Origin of the sequence: Helicobacter pylori (assembly GCF_011140715.1) — a bacterium.
Classification (GTDB): domain Bacteria; phylum Campylobacterota; class Campylobacteria; order Campylobacterales; family Helicobacteraceae; genus Helicobacter; species Helicobacter pylori_DA.
In genome coordinates this window covers 45701-66414 of record NZ_SFZZ01000053.1, presented here as the reverse complement: position 1 = coordinate 66414, position 20714 = coordinate 45701, and the positions used below count along the sequence as shown (strand labels likewise).

General features: G+C 40.3%; 15 protein-coding genes. 1 reads left to right on the top strand and 14 read right to left on the bottom strand.

Annotated elements, in window-relative coordinates; all coding sequences use genetic code 11:
- Positions 1–102: 102 nt before the first annotated feature.
- The 4 genes from EWZ81_RS05385 to hopE form a co-directional block, all read right to left on the bottom strand.
- Complete coding sequence (locus EWZ81_RS05385; RefSeq protein WP_165549280.1) at positions 103–1005, bottom strand: SAM hydrolase/SAM-dependent halogenase family protein; 903 nt, start codon at positions 1003–1005, stop codon at positions 103–105.
- Positions 1006–1212: 207 nt separating this feature from the next.
- On the bottom strand, positions 1213–1557 hold the full coding sequence (locus tag EWZ81_RS05380) for a hypothetical protein (RefSeq protein ID WP_165549279.1): 345 nt from the start codon (positions 1555–1557) through the stop codon (positions 1213–1215).
- A 20-nt stretch (positions 1558–1577) separates the two neighbouring features.
- Complete coding sequence (gene rsmH / locus EWZ81_RS05375; protein ID WP_165549278.1) at positions 1578–2504, bottom strand: 16S rRNA (cytosine(1402)-N(4))-methyltransferase RsmH; 927 nt, start codon at positions 2502–2504, stop codon at positions 1578–1580.
- Positions 2505–2674: 170 nt separating this feature from the next.
- Complete coding sequence (gene hopE, locus EWZ81_RS05370) at positions 2675–3496, bottom strand: Hop family outer membrane protein HopE (protein WP_165549277.1); 822 nt, start codon at positions 3494–3496, stop codon at positions 2675–2677.
- A gap of 164 nt (positions 3497–3660) precedes the next feature.
- Here hopE and uvrA point away from each other — a divergent pair, with 164 nt between their 5' ends.
- The gene (gene uvrA, locus EWZ81_RS05365) at positions 3661–6486 is read left to right on the top strand and encodes an excinuclease ABC subunit UvrA (RefSeq protein WP_205250242.1); all 2826 of its coding nucleotides are present in this window, start codon (positions 3661–3663) and stop codon (positions 6484–6486) included.
- Between the two features lie 650 nt (positions 6487–7136).
- On the opposite strand, the gene flgR is transcribed toward uvrA, so the two are convergent.
- The 10 genes from flgR to EWZ81_RS05315 all read right to left on the bottom strand — a co-directional run bounded on the left by flgR (position 7137) and on the right by EWZ81_RS05315 (position 20705).
- Positions 7137–8282, bottom strand: a complete 1146-nt coding sequence (gene flgR, locus EWZ81_RS05360) for a transcriptional activator FlgR (protein ID WP_165549276.1) — start codon at positions 8280–8282, stop codon at positions 7137–7139.
- Complete coding sequence (locus EWZ81_RS05355; protein WP_165549275.1) at positions 8279–8752, bottom strand: hypothetical protein; 474 nt, start codon at positions 8750–8752, stop codon at positions 8279–8281. The genes flgR and EWZ81_RS05355 overlap by 4 nt, the downstream gene beginning before the upstream one ends.
- Positions 8752–11235, bottom strand: coding sequence for a DNA topoisomerase (ATP-hydrolyzing) subunit A (gene gyrA, locus EWZ81_RS05350; protein ID WP_165549274.1), 2484 nt, complete (start codon positions 11233–11235; stop codon positions 8752–8754). The genes EWZ81_RS05355 and gyrA overlap by 1 nt, the downstream gene beginning before the upstream one ends.
- A gap of 15 nt (positions 11236–11250) precedes the next feature.
- Positions 11251–11637, bottom strand: a complete 387-nt coding sequence (locus EWZ81_RS05345) for a diacylglycerol kinase (RefSeq protein ID WP_165549273.1) — start codon at positions 11635–11637, stop codon at positions 11251–11253.
- Positions 11630–12658 carry a hypothetical protein gene (locus EWZ81_RS05340; RefSeq protein ID WP_165549272.1) on the bottom strand — a complete coding sequence of 343 codons (1029 nt, stop codon included), beginning with the start codon at positions 12656–12658 and terminating at the stop codon, positions 11630–11632. The genes EWZ81_RS05345 and EWZ81_RS05340 overlap by 8 nt, the downstream gene beginning before the upstream one ends.
- Positions 12659–12989: 331 nt before the next feature.
- Positions 12990–13490: an acetone carboxylase subunit gamma gene (locus EWZ81_RS05335; RefSeq protein ID WP_001876581.1), complete on the bottom strand. Its 501-nt coding sequence runs from the start codon at positions 13488–13490 to the stop codon at positions 12990–12992.
- A gap of 16 nt (positions 13491–13506) precedes the next feature.
- Positions 13507–15804: a hydantoinase B/oxoprolinase family protein gene (locus tag EWZ81_RS05330; protein ID WP_165549271.1), complete on the bottom strand. Its 2298-nt coding sequence runs from the start codon at positions 15802–15804 to the stop codon at positions 13507–13509.
- 11 nt (positions 15805–15815) lie between these two features.
- A complete protein-coding gene (locus EWZ81_RS05325) occupies positions 15816–17957 on the bottom strand; it encodes a hydantoinase/oxoprolinase family protein (RefSeq protein WP_165549270.1) in 2142 nt (713 codons plus the stop codon).
- Positions 17958–18203: 246 nt separating this feature from the next.
- Positions 18204–19214: a lipid A deacylase LpxR family protein gene (locus EWZ81_RS05320; RefSeq protein WP_097548451.1), complete on the bottom strand. Its 1011-nt coding sequence runs from the start codon at positions 19212–19214 to the stop codon at positions 18204–18206.
- 126 nt (positions 19215–19340) lie between these two features.
- Positions 19341–20705 carry a TIGR00366 family protein gene (locus EWZ81_RS05315; RefSeq protein WP_165549269.1) on the bottom strand — a complete coding sequence of 455 codons (1365 nt, stop codon included), beginning with the start codon at positions 20703–20705 and terminating at the stop codon, positions 19341–19343.
- Positions 20706–20714: the final 9 nt, after the last annotated feature.

The following is a 20714-nucleotide window of genomic DNA, read 5'->3' as shown; positions in this document are numbered from 1 at the left end:
ACAAGCGTTTGTTTTATAGTTTATTTATCATTAATTAGGCTATGTTAATCAAAGTTTGGTAGGTAAAACCTTTAACCCCCCTTAATTTTTCTAAACAGCGCTTTACTTATCGCACTTTTTTATATCAATATTCCAGTCAGCACCGGATTTGATTTGATGTTTTTGCGCAAAATTATCCATATTCAGTGCTACGGAAACATTCAACAAGCTGTTTAAATAGACCAACGGCTGGCCTTCTGGCACATCGCCAAAGCTCGCAACATACGGTATTTTCCCTTCGTATTGTTTCTTAGAATCTTTAAAAATCGTTACACACAGCGTGTCATTGAGTTTGATTTTTGCTTGATTGAGTAATTTATCGCTGATATTGCTCCAAACATTGCCATATTGAATATCCAAAATCGGGATATTGCCTTTCACTTCCCCTTTTGTGGCTTTCGCTTTTTGGTAAGGAATTTCAACGACTTTTGGGGGAAGTGCTGGCCCAACCTGCTCGAATGTGATCGCCCCAGAAGCCAAACGCGCCCCAGTGTAAGCATACACATCACGGCCATGGAAAGTATAGGATTTTTCAGAACCTTTCAAGCGGTTAGTTTTTTCATCAATTTCACGCACGCTATCAATCCCCAAAGTTTGCGCCACCAAAGTCAGCGTGCCGTTATCCGGCGAAACAAAATACTGGCCGTTTTTAGTTTTCAATACCACCGATTTACGCTTAGTGCCTACACCCGGATCAATCACGCTCACAAATACCGAACCTTTTGGCCAATAACTAGCGGTCTGATACAAGCGGTAAGCGCCTTCCCAGATGTTATACGGGGGGATTTCGTGCGTTAAATCAAAGATCTTAAGATTGGAATCAACGCTGAAAGCGACACCTTTCATCGCCGAGACGGCCCCATCTTTTAGGCTAAAATCCGTTTGTAAAATCAAAGCGTTATCTGCATAAACAGACGATAACCCTATGCACGCTGATAAAAACAACGCTGAAATCGTTTTTTTCATCTGTATTATTTCCTGAATAATAAAAGTGGAGTGGATTGTTTTCTCATGGTTATCCTTTGTTGGATTAAAGTGTTTTTATTATACAATTTAAGGGGGTTGTTTGTTTGTTTTTCACAATTTAAAGTTTTTATAAGGGATTAAAATTTCGTATTGAAACAAAAATTTAACGCTAATTAGGCTCTCTTAAGGGGATAGGGTGTTTTTCACTTAAAACGCAATATCGCCAATGTTTTCACTATTCTCTATATAGTATTTAAAACGCTCTTTTTCTAATTCGTTTTTTAGGATTTGTTGTTCTTCTAAAAGCAGGCGTTTTTGATCTTCTAGGGTGTTGATTTTACGGCTAATATAATAGATATTATTGCTTAAATAGATTTTAGGTGCTAATAAGGCTAAAAACGCACCCCCAAAAACCAATACCCCTATTAAAGCCATTAAAGAAAGGCCGTGCGGATTTTCATTTGTAGCTTCGGCGAATAATTCTTTCTTTTCGTTCTCTTCTATACGCACAAAGCGTTCTTTTTCATTTGAAGAATGGGTTTTGATATTCATGGCTTACTCATATAACTTACTCATGGCTTGAATTGGAACACCCTCATTTTAGCGCTCCGTGAACGCCTGTTGTTTTTAATTTCTTCTGGGCTTGGAGTGATGGGCTTTTTAGTTAAAATTGCGCCTAAAGCGTGATTGTTAGAGCAAGCGCATTTGAAACTTGAAGGATCGCAAATGCAATTTTTGGCGTAATCTTTAAAGGCGTTTTTCACTAACGCGTCTTCTAAAGAATGAAAAGAAATCACGCATAAAATCGCCCCCTTAAGGTTTCTAGCGCATTGTAAAAATTCTTTTAATTCTTCTAATTCGCTATTGACTTCTATGCGAACGGCTTGAAACACTAATGTCGCTGGGTGGATTTTTTTATTTTTAGAAAGGGAGCTTAAAAACTCGCTCAAATCCTTAGCGTCTTTGAAGGGTTTTTTAGCGCGTCTTTCTGCAATTTTATGGGCGATTTTTTTGTATTCCTTGATTTCGCCATAGTCTCTAAAGATTTTTTCTAACGCTATTACAGGATAAGAGTTGATGACTTTTTGAGCGTTCAATTCGCTTTCCAAATCCATGCGCATATCCAAAGCGTGCGAGCGGAAATTAAACCCTCTATTGTCATCATCAAGCTGTAAGGAACTCACCCCTAAATCCACTAAAACCCCCTTGATTCGCTCGCCATGAATTTCTAGGGCTTCTTTAAAGCGTTTGGCAAAACCCCCGCTTAAGAGGTTGTAACGCCCTTCAAATTCTTTCAATCGTTCTTTAGCGATTTCTTGAGCGAACTTATCTTTATCAATGCCAATGAGTTTCAGGTGCGGTTTTTGGGATAGAATCGCTTTAGAATGCCCCCCTAACCCTAAAGTGCAATCTATCAAAACCCCTTCTTCTAAAGGTGCGAACGCTTGCAAGACTTCTTGCAACAAAACGCTTTGGTGCAGATTTTCTATTTCTTGCAAACAATCCCCTTAAAACCCTTAGATGAATTTTCCAAATGTCCACTCAATGGTATCGGTTTTGTTGGTTACGCTCAAAAGTTTTTTAATTGATCTCAGCTTTTTAAGGTGTGAAAATTCAAACTAAAACCCTTTTCATAAAGACTAAAAAGGGCTTAAAGATACCCTTTTATTTAAAAAGTGTAGTTATACCCCAAATAAAGCGAATAATCCCGTTTCAAATGGTAATAAAGGTTAGTAGCGTTAGGACCCGCACTCAAAAATTTATTGATGAGTAGCGGCACTCTCACGCCAAACTCTACGCCATTATGTTTGTAGATATTGGCTCTCACCCCAAAATTCAACCATACCTGAAAAGCGACGGTTGAAGTGTTGGTGCTATAAGGAGCGTTAGGGTTACAATAAGTAGGGGTGCAAATATCAGGACCTTTAGCTTCAATGATTTGCTCTTTCCAATAGTTTGCCGCTGAGCTTTTCCAAGTGTTACCGCCGATAGCGACCCCACCAAAAATACCAAAAGAAGCGTTGTCTCTATCAATAATATCAGCTAACAAATCGCTCCCCACACCCCAAGAAACCATATCCAACTGGATTTTATTAGGTGCATAAACTTGCTTACCTAAATCGGCATGCCCATAATCAAAAAGCCCATACACTCTAACACCAAACCACCTGCTTGTCATATCAAAAGACTTGAACTGGAAGAACTTCTTATAACCCACATTCAACCCAAAACCATTCAAAGCCCCATTAGCGTATTTGGCATGCCAGTTGATATTGGTGCCTCCTGGATTATGCTTATTAGCGGTAAGACCTGGGGGGCAACCTACAACACTCCCTGTGCAATCCCCTGTATTATAAATATTGCTATTCAAACGGGCTTGTCCAAGCTGATAATTAGTCCCTATATAAACACCATCGCCTTCGGCTAACAACGAAGAGCTTAAAACTGCGGATAGAAGCCCTAAAGCTACAAACTTTTTCATAAATTCCATTCCTTTACATTCCTATCTTTAAAATTGTCTCATAAAATAATAGCATGTTTATCCTTAATTCAAGCAAGTATTTTAACTCTTATGAATAAGAAATGATAATAAAACCATTCTTTTTTGAAGTATAATAGCTCCTTTTAATCCATTTTCTTATTTTAAGGAAACTCTTGCAACATAAAACCATTATGGATAAGATCATTATTCAAGGGGCTAGGGAAAATAATCTCAAAAATATTTTTTTAGAAATCCCTAAAAACCAGTTTGTTGTTTTTACCGGATTAAGCGGTTCGGGTAAATCCACTCTGGCGTTTGACACTTTATACGCTGAAGGCCAAAGGCGCTATTTAGAGAGTTTGTCCAGCTATGCGAGGCAATTTTTAGACAAAGTGGGTAAGCCTAATGTGGATAAAATTGAAGGCCTAACCCCTGCGATTGCTATTGATCAAAAAACCACTTCTAAAAACCCTAGATCCACTGTGGGGACGATCACTGAGATTTATGATTATTTAAGGTTGTTGTTTGCAAGGATTGGGGAGCAATTTTGCCCCACATGTTTAGAGCCCATTAGTTCTATGAGCGCGAGCGATATTATTTCTCAAATCTGTCATTTAGAAGAAAATTCTAAAATCATTATTCTAGCCCCCATTATTAAAGATAAAAAAGGTTCGTTTAACGATAAATTAGAGAGCTTGCGTTTGAAGGGGTATGTGAGGGCTTTTGTTGATGGGGTGATGGTGCGTTTAGATGAAGAAATCCATTTGCACAAAACCAAAAAACACACCATTGAAGCGGTGGTGGATAGAGTGGTTATCAATAGCGAAAATTCTTCACGGATCGCTAGTGCAGTAGAAAAAGCCCTTAAAGAAAGCTATGGGGAATTAGAAGTGGAAATCTTGCAAGACAATGTGCCAAGCATCAGGAAGCATTACAGCGAGCATAAGGCATGCTTTAAATGCAAGATGAGTTTTGAAGAATTAGAGCCTTTGAGTTTTTCATTCAATTCGCCTAAAGGGGCGTGCGAGAGCTGTTTGGGTTTGGGGACAAAATTCAGTTTAGACATTAGTAAGATTTTAGATCCTAACACGCCTTTAAATCAAGGAGCGATTAAAGTGATTTTTGGGTATAACCGCAGTTATTACGCTCAAATGTTTGAAGGCTTTTGTGAATACAATGGCATTGACAGCGCGCTTTGTTTTAACGAATTGAATAAAGAGCAACAGGACGCTCTTTTGTATGGGAATGGCACTGAAATCAGCTTTTATTTTAAAAACAGCCCTTTAAAACGCCCTTGGAAAGGCATTATCCAAATCGCTTATGACATGTTTAAAGAGCAAAAGGATTTGAGCGATTACATGAGCGAAAAAACCTGTTCTTCGTGCGAGGGGCATCGTTTGAAAGCTTCAAGTTTGAGCGTTCAAGTCGCTGGCTTGAAAATGGCGGATTTTTTAACTAAGCCCATTGAAGAAGTTTATCACTTTTTTAATGATCCCACGCATTTTAGCTATCTTAACGAGCAAGAAAAAAAGATCGCTGAACCCATTTTAAAAGAGATTTTAGAAAGGGTGTTTTTTTTATACGATGTGGGGCTAGGGTATTTGACTTTGGGGAGGGATGCGCGAACGATTAGCGGAGGGGAGAGCCAAAGGATACGAATCGCCAGTCAAATCGGGAGCGGTTTGACAGGGGTTTTGTATGTTTTAGACGAGCCTAGCATTGGCTTGCATGAAAAGGATACGCTCAAACTCATCAACACCCTTAGGAATTTACAAAAAAAGGGGAACACGCTCATTGTCGTAGAGCATGATAAAGAGACGATTAAGCATGCGGATTTTGTTGTGGATATTGGGCCAAAGGCTGGAAGGCATGGGGGTGAAGTGGTTTTTAGCGGGAGCGTGGAAGATTTATTGCAAAATAACCATTCTACCGCCTTGTATCTCAACGGCACTAAAAAGATTGAGCGCCCTAAATTTGAACTCCCTAAAGAAAAGCATTTTTTAGAAATTAAAAATGTCAATATCAATAACATTAAGAATTTGAGCGTTCAAATCCCTTTAAAACAATTGGTGTGCATTACGGGGGTGAGCGGGAGCGGTAAAAGCTCGCTGATTTTACAAACTCTTTTACCCACCGCTCAAACCCTTTTAAACCATGCTAAAAAAGCTCAAAGCTTGAATGGGGTGGAGATTGTAGGGTTGGAGCATTTGGATAAAGTGATTTATTTAGATCAAGCCCCCATAGGCAAAACCCCACGAAGCAACCCTGCCACTTACACGGGGGTGATGGATGAAATCAGGATTTTATTTGCCGAGCAAAAAGAAGCTAAAATTTTAGGCTATAGCGCGAGCCGTTTTAGCTTTAATGTGAAAGGGGGGCGGTGCGAGAAATGCCAAGGCGATGGGGATATTAAAATAGAAATGCATTTTTTGCCTGATGTGTTGGTCCAATGCGATAGCTGTAAGGGCGCTAAATACAACCCACAAACTTTAGAAATCAAGGTTAAGGGTAAATCCATTGCCGATGTGTTGAACATGAGCGTGGAAGAGGCTTATGAATTTTTTGCTAAATTCCCTAAAATCGCCGTGAAGTTAAAAACGCTTATAGATGTGGGCTTGGGCTATATCACTTTAGGGCAAAACGCTACCACTTTAAGCGGGGGGGAGGCTCAAAGGATCAAATTGGCTAAAGAATTGAGTAAAAAAGACACAGGCAAAACCCTTTATATTTTAGATGAACCCACCACCGGTTTGCATTTTGAAGACGTGAATCACCTTTTACAGGTTTTGCATTCTTTAGTGGCGTTGGGCAATTCCATGCTAGTGATTGAGCATAATTTAGACATTATCAAAAACGCTGATTACATTATAGACATGGGGCCTGATGGGGGGGATAAGGGCGGGAGGGTCATTGCGAGCGGCACGCCTTTAGAAGTGGCACAAAATTGCGAAAAAACCCAAAGCTACACGGGAAAATTTTTAGCTTTGGAATTGAAATAGCTTGCATTTGTTGTAGAAACGATGTAGGGCTGAAAATAACAGACAGCTAAATATTAGAGAGCAGAAAAATTACAAGGCTAGAGGTAGTAATAGCTATTTGATCATGCAAGAGTTAGCAAGGAAGCCATGCTTTTAAAATCCATTGCATGAGAGTTTGAGAAAAAATTAAGGGAGTTAGAGACCATTGGGACACTCTCTAACCATTACTGAGATGGCATCAACTATAGCGTTTCAAACCTTTATAAAATAGCGAGAGTGAGCCACCGTTCCTCCTTATGGTTCAATTACAAGGGGTAGGGTTGGGAACCCCTAAACTCACCAAACTTAATCCTACACAAAAATTATTAATAAAAAGAGAGCCATGAAATTAAGAAAAATGGGGGCGAAAGTTAAATCATCATCAAGTGGTTAGCAATTATAGATTATTATAGAGAGAAGCATGCGATTTTTTCTACTCCGCAAGCCATTACAAAAGAAAAGGCATTTAATTCTTTAAACTCTCTTTCACGCTAATCCTACTATAAAATGAGTTTAAAACACAATAAGCGCACTAATAAAAAATGGGGTTTTAGTTACTTTATTATAAAAACTTATTTTTTAAGGAGAGGGTGTTTTGAAATAATTATCCCCCTTAAAAACCCCCTAACTCCCTACCTTTCTAAAAACAAATCTTTCTCTTGGATTTCCGTTTCTTCGCTTAAAATCGCCGCTCTTTCCACGACGCCTAAAAGCTCTCGCACATTCCCATGCCAAGAGTATTCTAAAAGGCGTTTTGCGGCGTTTTTTGAAAAAGATTTTGGCCCCAAATGATACGCGTCGCACACTTCTTTAAGCTTGATTTCAGCAATGGGCAAAATCTCTTCTACCCTCTCTCTTAAAGGCGCGATAGTTATAGGCACGATCTGCAAGCGGAAAAACAAATCTTCTCTGAATTCTTTCGCAGCGATTTTTTCTTTCATGTTGGCGTTGGTAGCGGAAATGAAACGGACATCAATTTTAACGCTTTTATTATCCCCAAGGCGCGTGATTTCTTTTTCTTGAGCCACTCTTAAAAGTTTGCTTTGCAATTGAAGGGGCATTTCAGCGATTTCATCTAAAAAGATCGTGCCTTTATTAGCGCTCTCAAAAAGCCCCATTTTAGGCGCTGTGGCGTCCGTGAACGCCCCTTTTTGATACCCAAAAAGCTCGCTTTCTAATAAATGCTCTGGGATTGCGGACATGTTGATCGCAATAAAAGGGTGTTTGGAGCGCTGAGAATGCTGGTGGATAAAATGAGCAAAAACCTCCTTACCCACCCCGCTTTCGCCTAATAGCATGACATTAGCGTCCGTACTTGCAACTTTTAAGGCCTGTCGTTTGGTTTCTTCTAAAGCTTTTGAAGTGGCTAAAAAGCTGTGTTTGGGGGCTTTTTTTAAAGGTTTTTCTAGAGGGTGTTTTTTTTGAAATTCTAAAACTTTTTTAGTGCGATAGATGGATTCTAAAAGCAATTCTGGTTTAAAAGGTTTTTGGAAAAAGTCTTTCACGCCTAAACGAATGGAATCAATGGCTTTATTCAAGGTCGCGTTACCGGTAATCACAATGGATTCATACTTGCCCTCTAAAAGGCGTAAAAATTCCAAGCCGTCCATATGGGGCATGTTAATATCCGTGATGACTAAATCAAAGCTCTCATCAAGTTTCGCTAGCGCGTCTTTAGGGTTTTTAAAACTCACAATCTCTAAATCGTCTTGAAGCTCAAAAAAAAGCTCCAGGCTTTTACGCATGTTAATATCATCTTCTACAATGGCGATTTTCATTCTTCTTCCTTTCTAAAAATATCTAAAGACAGCGCATCCCCCTCTAAACTCGCTTTAACGCTTAAGGCTTTGAGGTTAAGAATGCTTGTGGTAGTGGTGCCGTTTTTATAGCTGTGATCATAATGCGTGATAGCGACTTGGCTTTTTAAAATACAATCAATGACTCGCTCTTTTTCTTTTTTTAACGCTATTTCTAAAAGGAAGCGTTCTAGCTTTATTTGGAGCAAGGGGTTTTTTAAATCGGGCAAGTTGCGAGTAATGATAGAGCAATGGTAGTCTAAGACATAGGGGGCTGTTTTGATGCGGCTAACAATAGGCTTAGAGATGGAATACTCTTCGCCCATCACTCTGGAATCGACGATTTTCAATCGGTACGAAATTAAAAATTCTTGATCTTCTAGGGGGCTGAGAGCTTGCAAAGAAACCCCTAAAAAATAAAATAAAAAATAACAGAATGAAAAGAAACGCATCACTCAAACAAATTTTGTGCCGAAGAGGTTTCTAAATTTTCTGGCTCTTCTTCTTTAGGGCAAGAATTGACATACATGACTTTATCGGCGGTGTTTATGAGCTTTACCCCACTAGCGTTTCTTCCGGTTTCTCTAATATCTTTAATAGAAACTCTGATCATTTTTGCGCTTGCAGTAAGGATCATCAAATCCAAGTTTTCATCATCTACGCTGATAACGCCCACTAGATTGCCGGTTTTTTGAGTGAGCTTCATGCCAATGACCCCCTTACCTCCACGAGATTGCTCTCTATACGCTTCGGCTAAAGTTTGCTTGCCAAGCCCGTTTTCACTCACGCTCAAAAGCTTGTTGCCATCACCGCTAATAACGACCGCACCGACAACAAAATCGTTTTCATTCAGCTTGATGCCTATAACCCCACGAGTAGTTCTTCCGATCTCGCGCACATCTTCTAAAGGGAATTTAATGAAAATGCCCAAATGTGATGCGATGAGCAAATGCTTAGCGTTTTTATCCACAACTTTTGCACCCACTAATTCATCGCCTTCATCTAAAACAATCGCTCTGATACCACAACTCCTGTTGCTTTCAAATTCGCTCAAATTGGTGCGCTTCACCACGCCATTTTTCGTGAAGAAAGCTAAAGAGCGTTCATCGCTAAAGTCTTTGGTGCTTAGAGTCGCCATGATTTTTTCATCCGGAGCGAGTGAGATTAAATTCACAATCGCTTTACCCATAGCGATCCGGCTCGCTTCTGGGATTTTATAGACTTTCAAATGATACAATTGCCCCTTATTGGTGATAAAGAGCAAAATATCATGCGTGTTAGCCACAAAAAAGTTTTCAATGAAATCGTCTTCATAAGTGCTGCCTGAAAGCTTGCCCTTACCGCCACGATTTTGCTTTTCATAAGCTTTTAAATCCACTCTTTTCACATAGCCTTTATAGCTCATGCTCACCACCATAGGCTCATTAGCGATCAAATCTTCTGTGTCAATATTTTCATACGATTCTTGAATTTCAGTGCGCCTTGGAGAAGAAAATTGCTCTTTGACTTCTAAAAGCTCAGTTTTGACGACTTCATTCAAGCGATCTTCGCTCTTTAAAATGCCATTGAGATCAGCAATAAGCTCCAGCAAGTTTTGGTATTCTTCTTTGATTTTATCTCTTTCAAGGCCTGTTAAGCGTTGCAAACGCATTTCTAAAATGGCTTTGCTTTGGATTTCGCTCAAAGTAAAACGCTCCATTAAGGCGTTTTTAGCCGCTTCTGGGCTTGGGCTTGTTTTAATGAGCTGTACGATTCCATCAATATTGTCCAAGGCGATCAAATAGCCTTCTAAAATATGCGCTCTAGCCTTAGCTTTCTCCAATTCAAAAATCGTGCGTCTTATAATAATGGTTTTTCTGTGGTTTAAGAAAAGGCGCAACAACTCTAAAAGCGTGAAAATCTTAGGCTCTTTATTGTAAATAGCCAGTAGAATGATGCTAAAAGTGGTTTCCATGGTGGTGAGTTTGTAGAGGTGGTTTAAGACAATTTCACTCATCGCGTCTCTTTTTAATTCAATCACCACTCTAATGCCCTCTCTATCGCTCTCATCACGAACTTCGCTAATGCCTTCAATTTGCTTTTCTCGCACTAAATCGCTGATTTGTTCCACTAATTTGGCTTTATTGGTTTGGAAAGGCATTTCATCTAAAACGATGATTTCTTTATTTTTTGTTTTTTCCACATGCACTTTGGCCCGCACTTTCACGCGCCCTCGCCCCGTTTTATAGGCTTCAATAATACCCGCCTTGCCATAAATGATCCCACCAGTGGGAAAGTCAGGCCCTTTGACAAATTCCAAAATTTCATCTAATTCAGCGTTAGGGTTTTCTAAGACATGCGCTAAAGCGTCTATGATTTCATCAATTCTGTGAGGGGGGATAGAAGTCGCCATGCCTACAGCGATCCCATTAGCCCCATTGACTAAAAGGTTAGGCAGACGGCTTGGTAAAATATCTGGCTCTTTTAAGGTGTCATCGTAATTAGGCACAAAATCAATGGTGTCTTTATCAATATCCCTTAAAATTTCTTCACTCGCCTTAGTCATTCTGGCTTCAGTGTAACGCATCGCCGCAGCGTTATCGCCATCAATAGAGCCAAAGTTACCCTGCCCATCCACTAATTCCAAACGCATGGAAAAATCTTGTGCCATTCTCACTAACGCATCATAAACCGCGTTATCGCCATGGGGGTGGTATTTACCAATCACATCACCCACGATCCTAGCGCTTTTTTTATAAGCGACTTTGGAAGTAAGGCCTAATTCATGCATCGCATACAAAATACGCCTATGCACTGGCTTTAAGCCATCTCTAGCGTCCGGTAAAGCGCGCCCTATGATCACGCTCATGGAATAGGCTAAATAGCTCTCTTCAATAGAAGAATCAATCCCCACTTCTACAATATTTTTTGTTTCATTGACTAAATGATCTTGCATGTGTCTCCCTAAAATTTAATTAAAATAAAGCGTTAAAAGGTAACGCCCCCAAATCAAAGCCCAAAAAATAAGCCCTATCAGTTGGGCCGAACTGGCCATGTCTTTAGCTTTTTTAGCTAAAGGGTGGAACTCGGTGCCAGTAAAATCCACAGCCTTTTCAATGGAGCTATTGATGAGTTCAATCACCACCGATAAAAAGCAAGGCAAGATCAATAGCCCCCATTCTAAAAAATCTTTAGTTAGATAGCTCGCTAGAGCGATACAAAAAAGAGCCAAGATAATAATTTGCCTGAACGCGCTCTCTTCAGCCCACGCGCATTTAAGCCCGTCTTTAGAATAAAAAAGGGCTTTAAAAAGGCGTTTAAACCCTTTAGCTTTGGGGGGGACTTTGAAATCACTCATGGCTTATTTTGTAAGATTGAAAGAAATTCACGCTAAGGCTATCTAACAAGGCGTTAAAAGTCAGCTTGGCGTTGTCTTTAGCTTGGGCGTTAAGAACGATTTGGGATCGTTTGTCTTTAGCCATAGAAACAAAGGCTTGCAACAATCCTTTAAAATTTTGTTGGAGCGCGGTATCGTCTTTAAAATGGGATTGGAACAAAGCCATAAAATAGTTTTCTAAAGAAGCTAACGCGCTTTCATAAGAGACGCTAGGAATTTGAGATCGCAAACTAAAATAAGGGGAAAAAAAGCCCAAACTCTCTTTATTTTGTTGATAAAAGGACTCTAAAACATTTTTAAAATGGCGCGCTTGGATAGAAACGCTCAACTTTGGCACTAAAAAACGCAGTTTGTCTTGCAACTCTTCTATGGCTTTAGCGTCTTTAGAACTCAAGGTTTTAAAAATATTTTTAAGGGATAGATTTTCTTGAGTTTCCATTAAACCCTCTTGAAAAAAAGTGTAAGCAAGGATATTCTCTGCATTAGTCAAATCGCATTTTAAGTTGTCGTTTAAGGTTTTTTCATCTAAAGCGTTGAATTTTAAAGAGCAATTCAAGCGCGTGGGTTTGAATTTTTCCAATAAGGCATTCAAGTTTTTTAAGGGGATTTGATGGATTTTTTGCTGAATATCTTGTTCTAAAATAGGGGATTGGATTTGAGAATGGACAGAAAGGGTAAGAGAGCTTTTATCTAAAGAATTGAGCTTGATATTTAAATCTTTAAAATCCATAATAGGGGAGTTTTGAGGATCTAAAAAACGAAGTTCTTTAGAAACGCATGCGATTTTAAAAAACCCTTCGCATTTAAAAGGAACTCCTACAATCCCCATGCCCTTGATATTTGGGCGTTGCTCTAAATAAGCGTTAAGATAAGCGGTTAAAGATTTTTTAACCGACATGCTAGTGAAGAAGATAAACACCCCTAAAAGCACGCAAATTAAAGCCCCGATAACCACCATCCAAGACATGAATTTTTTAGTCAAAAAAAACCCTTTATTTTATTGAAAGTATAGTGATAGAACTCATAAAATACATTTTCTTATTTTTAGGATAGAAAATATCGTGTTTGTTAGGGCAAAAAAGTCGTTAGTGATGCCTTGTGTTACTTTCATAGCTTTTCCTTGTTAGGTGGAATTAAAATTATACCTAGTATTAAATCAAAAAAAAAGAAAAAGAGCTTAAAATTTTGAAAAAGTCCTAATTTGTGGCTGAATTTGTTGGGATTGAAGAAAATTTGCTTGAGTTAAATTAACCCAAGCTTTTTAAGTGTGTCAAAGAGGCATAAAGCCTCTTCATAAAAAGGATTGAGCGATTTTAATGTCTTTCTGGGGGCTGTATGCCTAGCCAATCTTTATAGAATGTCTCTATATCAGGCTCAAAATCATGGATCACAGGATACCAAGGAGTTGGGGCTTCAACATCTAAAAGGATGCCGCAATCCGGGCAAATATATTCCCGATACACTTGCCAGTTAGTATCACTGGCTAAGAGTTTAGGATACACCTCTTCCATTTTTTCTGCTGTATCGCGCACATAGATGTTTGCATGCAATTTCCAATTCTCCTCTGGAGCACAAAACGCATGGCCGCATGAACACTTAATAACCCACTTCTTTTGAGGATCTTGCACCACAAACAAATGCGGCCCCAAGGGTAAGACGATTTTGTCATCAAAATCTACCTTATCTTGCAACACCTTCAAATACATTTGGAACCTTTCATGATCTTTAGGCATGCTAAGCATTTTTAAGACAGTGTTCCAATCCAAGTTCCCCTCTACCAAATTTTTAATTTGTTCTTGTGTGTATTTTGACATGACCATTCTCCTTTCTTTATTTCTCTTCAACCAACACAACCGTGCGCACATCAGGCAATTTGCTCAAATCCATCCTGTATTTAGACCCATAGGTGAATACGCCAAGCTCATCTTCTTTCACGCTCCAGCTCTTTGGCAAGTTCCAGAATGTTTTAAAATCGTTTAAAAACTTAGGCGAAAGATCAAAGCTAGTCGCATACATGTGCTTAACCTGTTTGGAAGCCTCTTTTTCAAGAATAGCGTTTCTTTCTTGCTCCATCCATTGTTTTACCGGTATGGATCTAGCCTTTCTGTTTTCAAGAATTTCTTTTCTTCTGGCTTTCGTTTTGGCTTCATCGCCGACCCACACGCCGTCTTTATTTTGACTCACCACCGCGCCATAAACCTTGTAAGCGTATTCTGGCAATAGCTGTTTGCTGTTGAGATCTTCTAAAATCGCATTCAAATCCCTTTCAATCGGATCGCCAAATCCAGGACCGCCTTTGATGTAATTCAAATACAAGTCATAATTATCAAAGCAGTTCTCAGTGGTGATGCATTGCTTATCCCTTTTAACTTGAGACGCATGAGAAATGTGCTTTTCATAATCTCTATCAGTTGGGTTAAAATCGCCCCCCAAAGGCAAGCTGGCGTTATTTTTAATCCTGTTTTTTAAATCAGTGTTGTGCGCTTCAAACCTATAGCCACTAGCCGCTGGATAGCCCCCCATCATACCCCAATCGCTATTCATATAGCCATTACCCATAAAGAACATGGTCCAATCATGCGCACCCCACACCATTCTTAAGGTTTCAAACCCGTTACCGCCTCGATATTTTCCATACCCACCGGTATTGGCTTTGACATTCCTGCCTAGATAAAGAAGAGGCTCTGCCATTTCCCAAATTTCAACATCGCCCATATCGCCTTCTGGATTCCAAATAGCTGCTGCGTGATTCAAGCCGTCTTTTATCGCACAAGCTCCAGTCCCACAAGAACTCGTCTCAAAACTATTCACCGCATGGATTTCTCCATCTTGGTTGATACCGCCGCCTTGCAACCAGTTAGAAGTGTTAGCGTTTCCAGAATTGACTTCTTCTAAATACCCTCGGCTGTAATACGCTTGAGACAAGCCTCTCCACAAAGCACTCCAGCCTGATACCAAGAAATGCCACGCATAAGCATGCCCGGTGCGCCTGTCATCTGGATTCATCCAAGTCCCTTTTTTGAGCCTGAACTGCGTAGCGAAATAAGCGCCATCATTGATGCGAGAAGTGGGTATCAGCGTTTGAGTCATCATCACCCAAATACCGCTAGTAAAAGACACTTGGTTGCAATTAAAAGAGTGCCATCCCCACCTAGATGCGCCTTCAAAATCTAATTTCCATGTAGCGTCTTTATTGATAGTGATTTCCACAGGAGAGTGCATGATTGTGTCTAGCTTAGCAAATTCAGAGCACACGCCAATATCCTTATGCGCATAAGGCACATCCACAAACGCTACCTTTCTATACTTGCCTGGTATGGTCATGGATTTGATCCTAGAGATAAGGCCTCTTCTGCCCTCTTCAATCACCTCATCAATGAATCGCATGTAAGAATCAATGCCGTCTTCTTTAATGACTTCCATCACTAAATCCCTAATCATATGGCACCCTGCAATCCTAGTCCTTTCATCTAGAATCCAATATTTAGGCGTGCGAACCGATCTTTGAGATTCATGCAACCAATCTTTAAAGCTCTCATCATTCGCCCCTGTTTTACGGCAAGTGATCATGTATCCATCCCCAAATCTTTGAACCTGCCCGGTGCTCATCGATCCTGGAGTAACCGAACCGGTATCAATCACATGCGTAACACCGCCTACCCAACCAATCAATTTTTCATCGTGAAAAATAGGCACAAGAGTCATAATATCGCATGGGTGCACATTCCCAATCGCACAGTCGTTATTGGTGAAAATATCCTTGTCATTGATGCCTGGGTTGTCTTCCCAATTATTCTCTACCATGTATTTGATAGCCGATCCCATAGTGCCTACATGGATAATAATGCCCGTAGAAGTCAGCACGCTATCGCCCACAGCGTTATAAAGCGTGAAGCACAATTCTCCCTCTTGCTCAACAATAGGGCTTGCCGCAATCCTTTTAGCTGTTTCTCTGGCATGCACGATACCGCCTCTTAATTTAGAGAACATCTTCTCATAACCGATCGGATCTCTTTCTTTAAACTCTAGTTTTTTAAGGCCATTATAATGCCCTGTCTTTTCTGTCCTGGCTAGGATTTCATCTCTAGCTTGTTTTAAAGTTTTGCCGTTTTTCAATAAATTTGCCATTTTGAACTCCTTTATTTAATTTCTTTCAAGTGGAACAATCGGTGTTTGTCTAGTCTTGTCGCAAAGCCTTTGGGTATCACGAAAGTGGTCGCATCTGATTCCACGATCGCAGGCCCTATGACTTCATTTCCAGGCAGTAATTTTTCCATGTGCCACACATCTGCATCCACCCATTGCTTATGCCGATAGAATTTTCTAACGCCTATTTTGGCTTCTTTTGGGGGCGTAGCGCCATGCTCTTTTTCAACCGGAATCACAGGTTTTTGCGTAGCCACAACACCACGCATGATCACGCCAGTCACGCTAAAGCCAAGCTCTGGAGAACACGCTGATTCAGAATAAACGCGAGCGTAGGTTTTTTCATATTCTTTGACAATTTCTTCCCAATCAGCCACGCTTGCAGCTTTTGATACAGGAGAAGTGATTTCTAAGTCATTCAATTGCCCCATATACTGCATCCTGTATCCAGGTCTTAGAATCACATCTTTTTCAGAGAATCCATTGATTTTGAACTCTTCAATCACTTTGAGAGTTAATTCATCCCATGCGTCTTGAATGATCTTGCATGCTTCTGTTTTGGACTTGTCTGAAGAATACTGCGGAATAGCAATATCCACGCTCTTGTCGTATCTGTATTCAAAATCAGCGCAAGCGCAACCAAAAGCGCTAAATCCAGCCGCCCACGCAGGCACTACCACATCCTTAAACCCTAATCCTTCTGTATAACCATAGGTATGCACAGGCCCCGCGCCACCATATGAAAAGCACACAAAATCAGATGGGCTATACCCTTTAGCGCTAATATTGGATCGCAAGTATTCTTTAAGCTCCAAATCAAGCAACTCAATCACACCCGCAGCCGCATCTTCTACGCTAATGCCTAGCGGATCAGCGATTTGCTCTTTAATGTGTTTTTTAGCCCTATCCACATCTAATTTGATCAAACCGCCTAAGAAATTATCCGGATTCAAATAGCCTAAAACAATATGGCAATCGGTTACTGAAACCGTGTCTAAACCGCTGTCTTTCCAACAAGTGCCAACTCTATACCCCGCGCTGTCAGGCCCTAGTTTGACCGATCGGCTGTGCGGATCAATGCGCACAAAACTCCCCGCACCTGCACCAACAGAATCCATAGCCACAAGCGGTAGAGATAAGACAAGACGCGCCATATCAGGGTCAGAAGCGATATTAAAATTGCTCTTAACGATAAGTGCCATATCAAAGCTCGTGCCGCCAATATCGCTGCATGCAATATTGTCATAACCAAGCGTTTCGCCTAGCAATTTAGATCCAATCACGCCTCCAATAGGGCCGCTCACAATAGTCCTAGCGAGCTCTTTAGCTTTCCAACTAATGGTGCCTCCATGTGTTGCCATCACACGAAGATCAAATTTAGCGCCATGCTCTTTGAAGCGGTTGCTGACTTTAGAGAGAGTTTGCCTGCTTGGCTCAGCCGCATAAGCTTCTAAAATAGTGGTGTTCATTCTGTGGCTTTCTTTTCTTTGAGGGTAGTAATCCACAGAAGCGAATACAGGAATATTTTTACCCAATTTTTCAATCTCTTTTAACGCTATATCCCTAACGATCCGCTCGCTTTCAGCGTTTTTATGAGATTGCAACAAGCAAATCACAATGGCCTTTGCACCCGCTTCTAAAAGCTCCTTAACAGCAACTTTAACCTCTTCTTGGCGCACTGGGATAACCACTTGCCCCTTGACATCGGTTCTTTCTGTAACGCCTCTAATCCTTTTTAAAGGAATCAGCGGATCATCATACTTGTGCGTGTTGATATGCAACCTTTCTTCTAGTGCATACCCCAAGTAGGATTGCAACGCTCTGCCCATAGAATGCATTTGCTCAAAACCCTTATTGCAAATCAAACCCACTTCCATTCCGCGCCTTTGAACGACCCGATTGAGCATCGCCGTGCCTGAATACACGCAAGTGACCAACTCTGGATAAACCTTACTCACATCCGATTGCCAGTGCGATAAAGCGTCTTGCGAGCTATTATAAATAGCTAAGCTCTCATCTTCTGGGTTGCTTTGGGCTTTACCGACGACGAAACTGCCATTTTCTTTCACAAAAAATGTGTCCGTCATGGTGCCACCGGCATCAATGCCCATCACTTGAACTCTCGCGTCTTTCATTTTTTAGACTCCTTATATTAAAGTGTTGCTCGAGGTAACCTATCAAGGTAACCTATTCAAATTATAGGGCTGATTTTTAAATGGAAATCGTTTATTTCAAAGTTGTTTGTAATAAGGGAAAATTTGGTGTAATAAAATGAAAAGTAGTAACAAATTCATTCAAAACGCTACTGATATTCATCTTAAATTGCCCAAAAATATCATATAAATATCATATATGAAGAAAAATATTAAACTGATATTAAATCAAAAGGCGAAATTCAATTCTAAAGTGCCGATCTGGTGGTGCTTAGGCTGGGATTGAAAGGTTTTACTAATATCAGTGATCGTAAAAGCCACCCTGAGGCTACGCCACATCATAGCCGCTCCTATTTCACTGGCATAAACAAAGTATTCCAAATTAGCAATGCCCCTAGTTTCAGGGCTATTGCCTTGAATGAAGATGTTAAGAGGTTGGAAGCGCCCAAAAGCCCCTGCAAAAAAATAGATAGAAAATTTATCGCTATAAGGCATGCCCCCATCAAAAGCGGTATTGACCTTATTGACCCCATAATCAGCGTCCAAGTTATACCCAGCCCTAAAGAGCGAGCCGAGTTGGAAATAATCCCTCGCATTCCCCAATTCCACATTAAACCCAGGCATTAACTCCATAGAAAAAAAACGAGTCTTTAAAAGAGGGACTTTTTTAAGCAATTGGTAGTGCAATTCAAAGATAAATTCGTTTTTGAGCTGTGTGTTCCAGCCATAAAATTGGGGGTCATGGCCCCATTTATGAATGAGACGCTGCGTTTGAGCGGCCAAAGAATCTTGCCCTGTCGTGCCTAAAGAAAGCGTGAATAATTCCATAAAAGTTTGATGGCGGTTATACACATTCAAATTCACCCGTAAATACCCCCCATAAGGGTGGTTGTCATGCAAATGCACCAGTTTTCTGTTTTTAAGTGAAGGGGTGTACATGTCTTGGGCGAGAGAAATACCAAAACGAGTAACCCTAGGGCTTTTATTGAAAAACCCTAAATACGAAGACCATTTCATCGCTTTATTTTTAGAAAAATCAAACTCTTTAGTAGAAAAGCCTATTTGATTGCCTGCGGTATAATACTCATCAATGTAAGGATTGATATAACCATCATTTTCAGTCATCAAATTGATAGAATAGCGTTTAGAGGGCGTTAATGGGGTTGAAGGGGTTGGAATGATTTCCTTTGCCCATGCAAATATTCCTAATGATAAACATAAAATAAATTTGAAAAACAAAACACTTCCTTAGGTTATTGTGGGGTTATTGTAACGAAATAAGGCTTAATTATAAGGGCGTTTAAGGGGTAAAAAGAGAAAACTTTACCCCCATTCAAAAAGCATGGTTTTAGGCATAAGAAAAACTCACACCAAAAAATAAAACACCCCGCACACCACTAAGCCTACAAAAATTAAAGTCAAAACGCAATAGCCCATAATATCCTTAGCGCCCAAACCGGCAATGGCTAACGCGGGTAAAGCCCAAAAAGGCTGTATCATGTTCGTCCAAGCGTCTCCCCAAGCGATAGCCATAGAAACCACGCCCGGATCCACCCCTAAGCTTTGCCCAGCAGGGAGCATGATAGGAGCTTGAATCGCCCATTGCCCTCCGCCAGACGGGATGAAAATATTGACAATCCCAGCGCTCAAAAAAGTCATGAGCGCGAAAGTTTTTTCGTTAGCGATGTGCGTGAAGGCTAAAGAAAGCATTTGCGCTAAAGAATGCCCCCCCACGCTATGGCTTGCCATCATTCCCATAATCCCGGCGTAAAAAGGGAATTGGAGTAAAATCCCAGCCACGCTCCTAGCGGAATGATTGATCGCTTTCACATAAGCTAAAGGGGTTTTATGGAGCAAAATCCCTAAAAAAAGGAAAATCGTATTCACGATGTTTAAACTAATCCCTCCCCCTTTAAAAAAATAAATACCAAGATACCCAAAACCCAAAAAAACCAAAAGATAAGAAAGCAAAGCGCTGTTTTCTAAAAAATGCGCGATCGTTTTATCTTGTTGGTGGCTAATGAGTTCTGTTTCTTTGTATTCGTCTTTTAAAAGCTTTGAATCAATCTCAACGATTTCCTCTTTTCTAGGGTGGATCATTGCCATTAAAAAGGGTAACCCTACAAGAATGATCCCTATAATGATCAAATTATAAGAAGAAAAAATCGTCTGACTGATAGGGATAGCTTTTTCAATCACCCCAGCGCTTATTTTGGACAGATTTTCATTTTGGGTGGCAACGCTTAAAGGGATAGAGCCTGATAAACCCCCATGCCAGATGACAAAACCCGAATAAGCGCTAGCGATGAGCAACCTATAATCCACCCCTTTAACATTTTTGGCGATCTCTTTTGCAAAAATCGCGCTGATCACCAAGCCAAAACCCCAGTTGATCCAATTAGCGATTAACGATAAAAAAGTAACCAACCATAAAGCCGTGTAATACCCCTTAGGTAAAGACGCCAAGTATTTTAAAAGTTTTTGGACTAATTTAGCGCTAGCTAGAGCCTGACCTAGCACCAAAATAAGAGCCATTTGCATAGAAAAACCTAAAAGTGTCCAAGCGCCATTCCCCCAACTAGAAATGACAGACGAAGCGTCTTGCCCTGTCAAGCAATAAACAAGAACAAACACGACAAACGATAAAAGAGCGACCAAGACAAAGGAGTCCGGCAAACATTTAGACACTAAAAACACGCACGCTGAAGTCAAATGCCTTAATAAAAACATAAACACCCC

Bases quoted from the DNA above. Each gene is read 5' to 3' on its own strand.
- EWZ81_RS05385 (WP_165549280.1), bottom strand. From the start codon at position 1,005: ATGAAAAAAACGATTTCAGCGTTGTTTTTATCAGCGTGCATAGGGTTA.
- EWZ81_RS05380 (WP_165549279.1), bottom strand. From the start codon at position 1,557: ATGAATATCAAAACCCATTCTTCAAATGAAAAAGAACGCTTTGTGCGT.
- hopE (WP_165549277.1), bottom strand. From the start codon at position 3,496: ATGGAATTTATGAAAAAGTTTGTAGCTTTAGGGCTTCTATCCGCAGTT.
- flgR (WP_165549276.1), bottom strand. From the start codon at position 8,282: ATGAAAATCGCCATTGTAGAAGATGATATTAACATGCGTAAAAGCCTG.
- EWZ81_RS05355 (WP_165549275.1), bottom strand. From the start codon at position 8,752: ATGCGTTTCTTTTCATTCTGTTATTTTTTATTTTATTTTTTAGGGGTT.
- gyrA (WP_165549274.1), bottom strand. From the start codon at position 11,235: ATGCAAGATCATTTAGTCAATGAAACAAAAAATATTGTAGAAGTGGGG.
- EWZ81_RS05345 (WP_165549273.1), bottom strand. From the start codon at position 11,637: ATGAGTGATTTCAAAGTCCCCCCCAAAGCTAAAGGGTTTAAACGCCTT.
- EWZ81_RS05335 (WP_001876581.1), bottom strand. From the start codon at position 13,490: ATGTCAAAATACACACAAGAACAAATTAAAAATTTGGTAGAGGGGAAC.
- EWZ81_RS05330 (WP_165549271.1), bottom strand. From the start codon at position 15,804: ATGGCAAATTTATTGAAAAACGGCAAAACTTTAAAACAAGCTAGAGAT.
- EWZ81_RS05325 (WP_165549270.1), bottom strand. From the start codon at position 17,957: ATGAAAGACGCGAGAGTTCAAGTGATGGGCATTGATGCCGGTGGCACC.
- EWZ81_RS05315 (WP_165549269.1), bottom strand. From the start codon at position 20,705: ATGTTTTTATTAAGGCATTTGACTTCAGCGTGCGTGTTTTTAGTGTCT.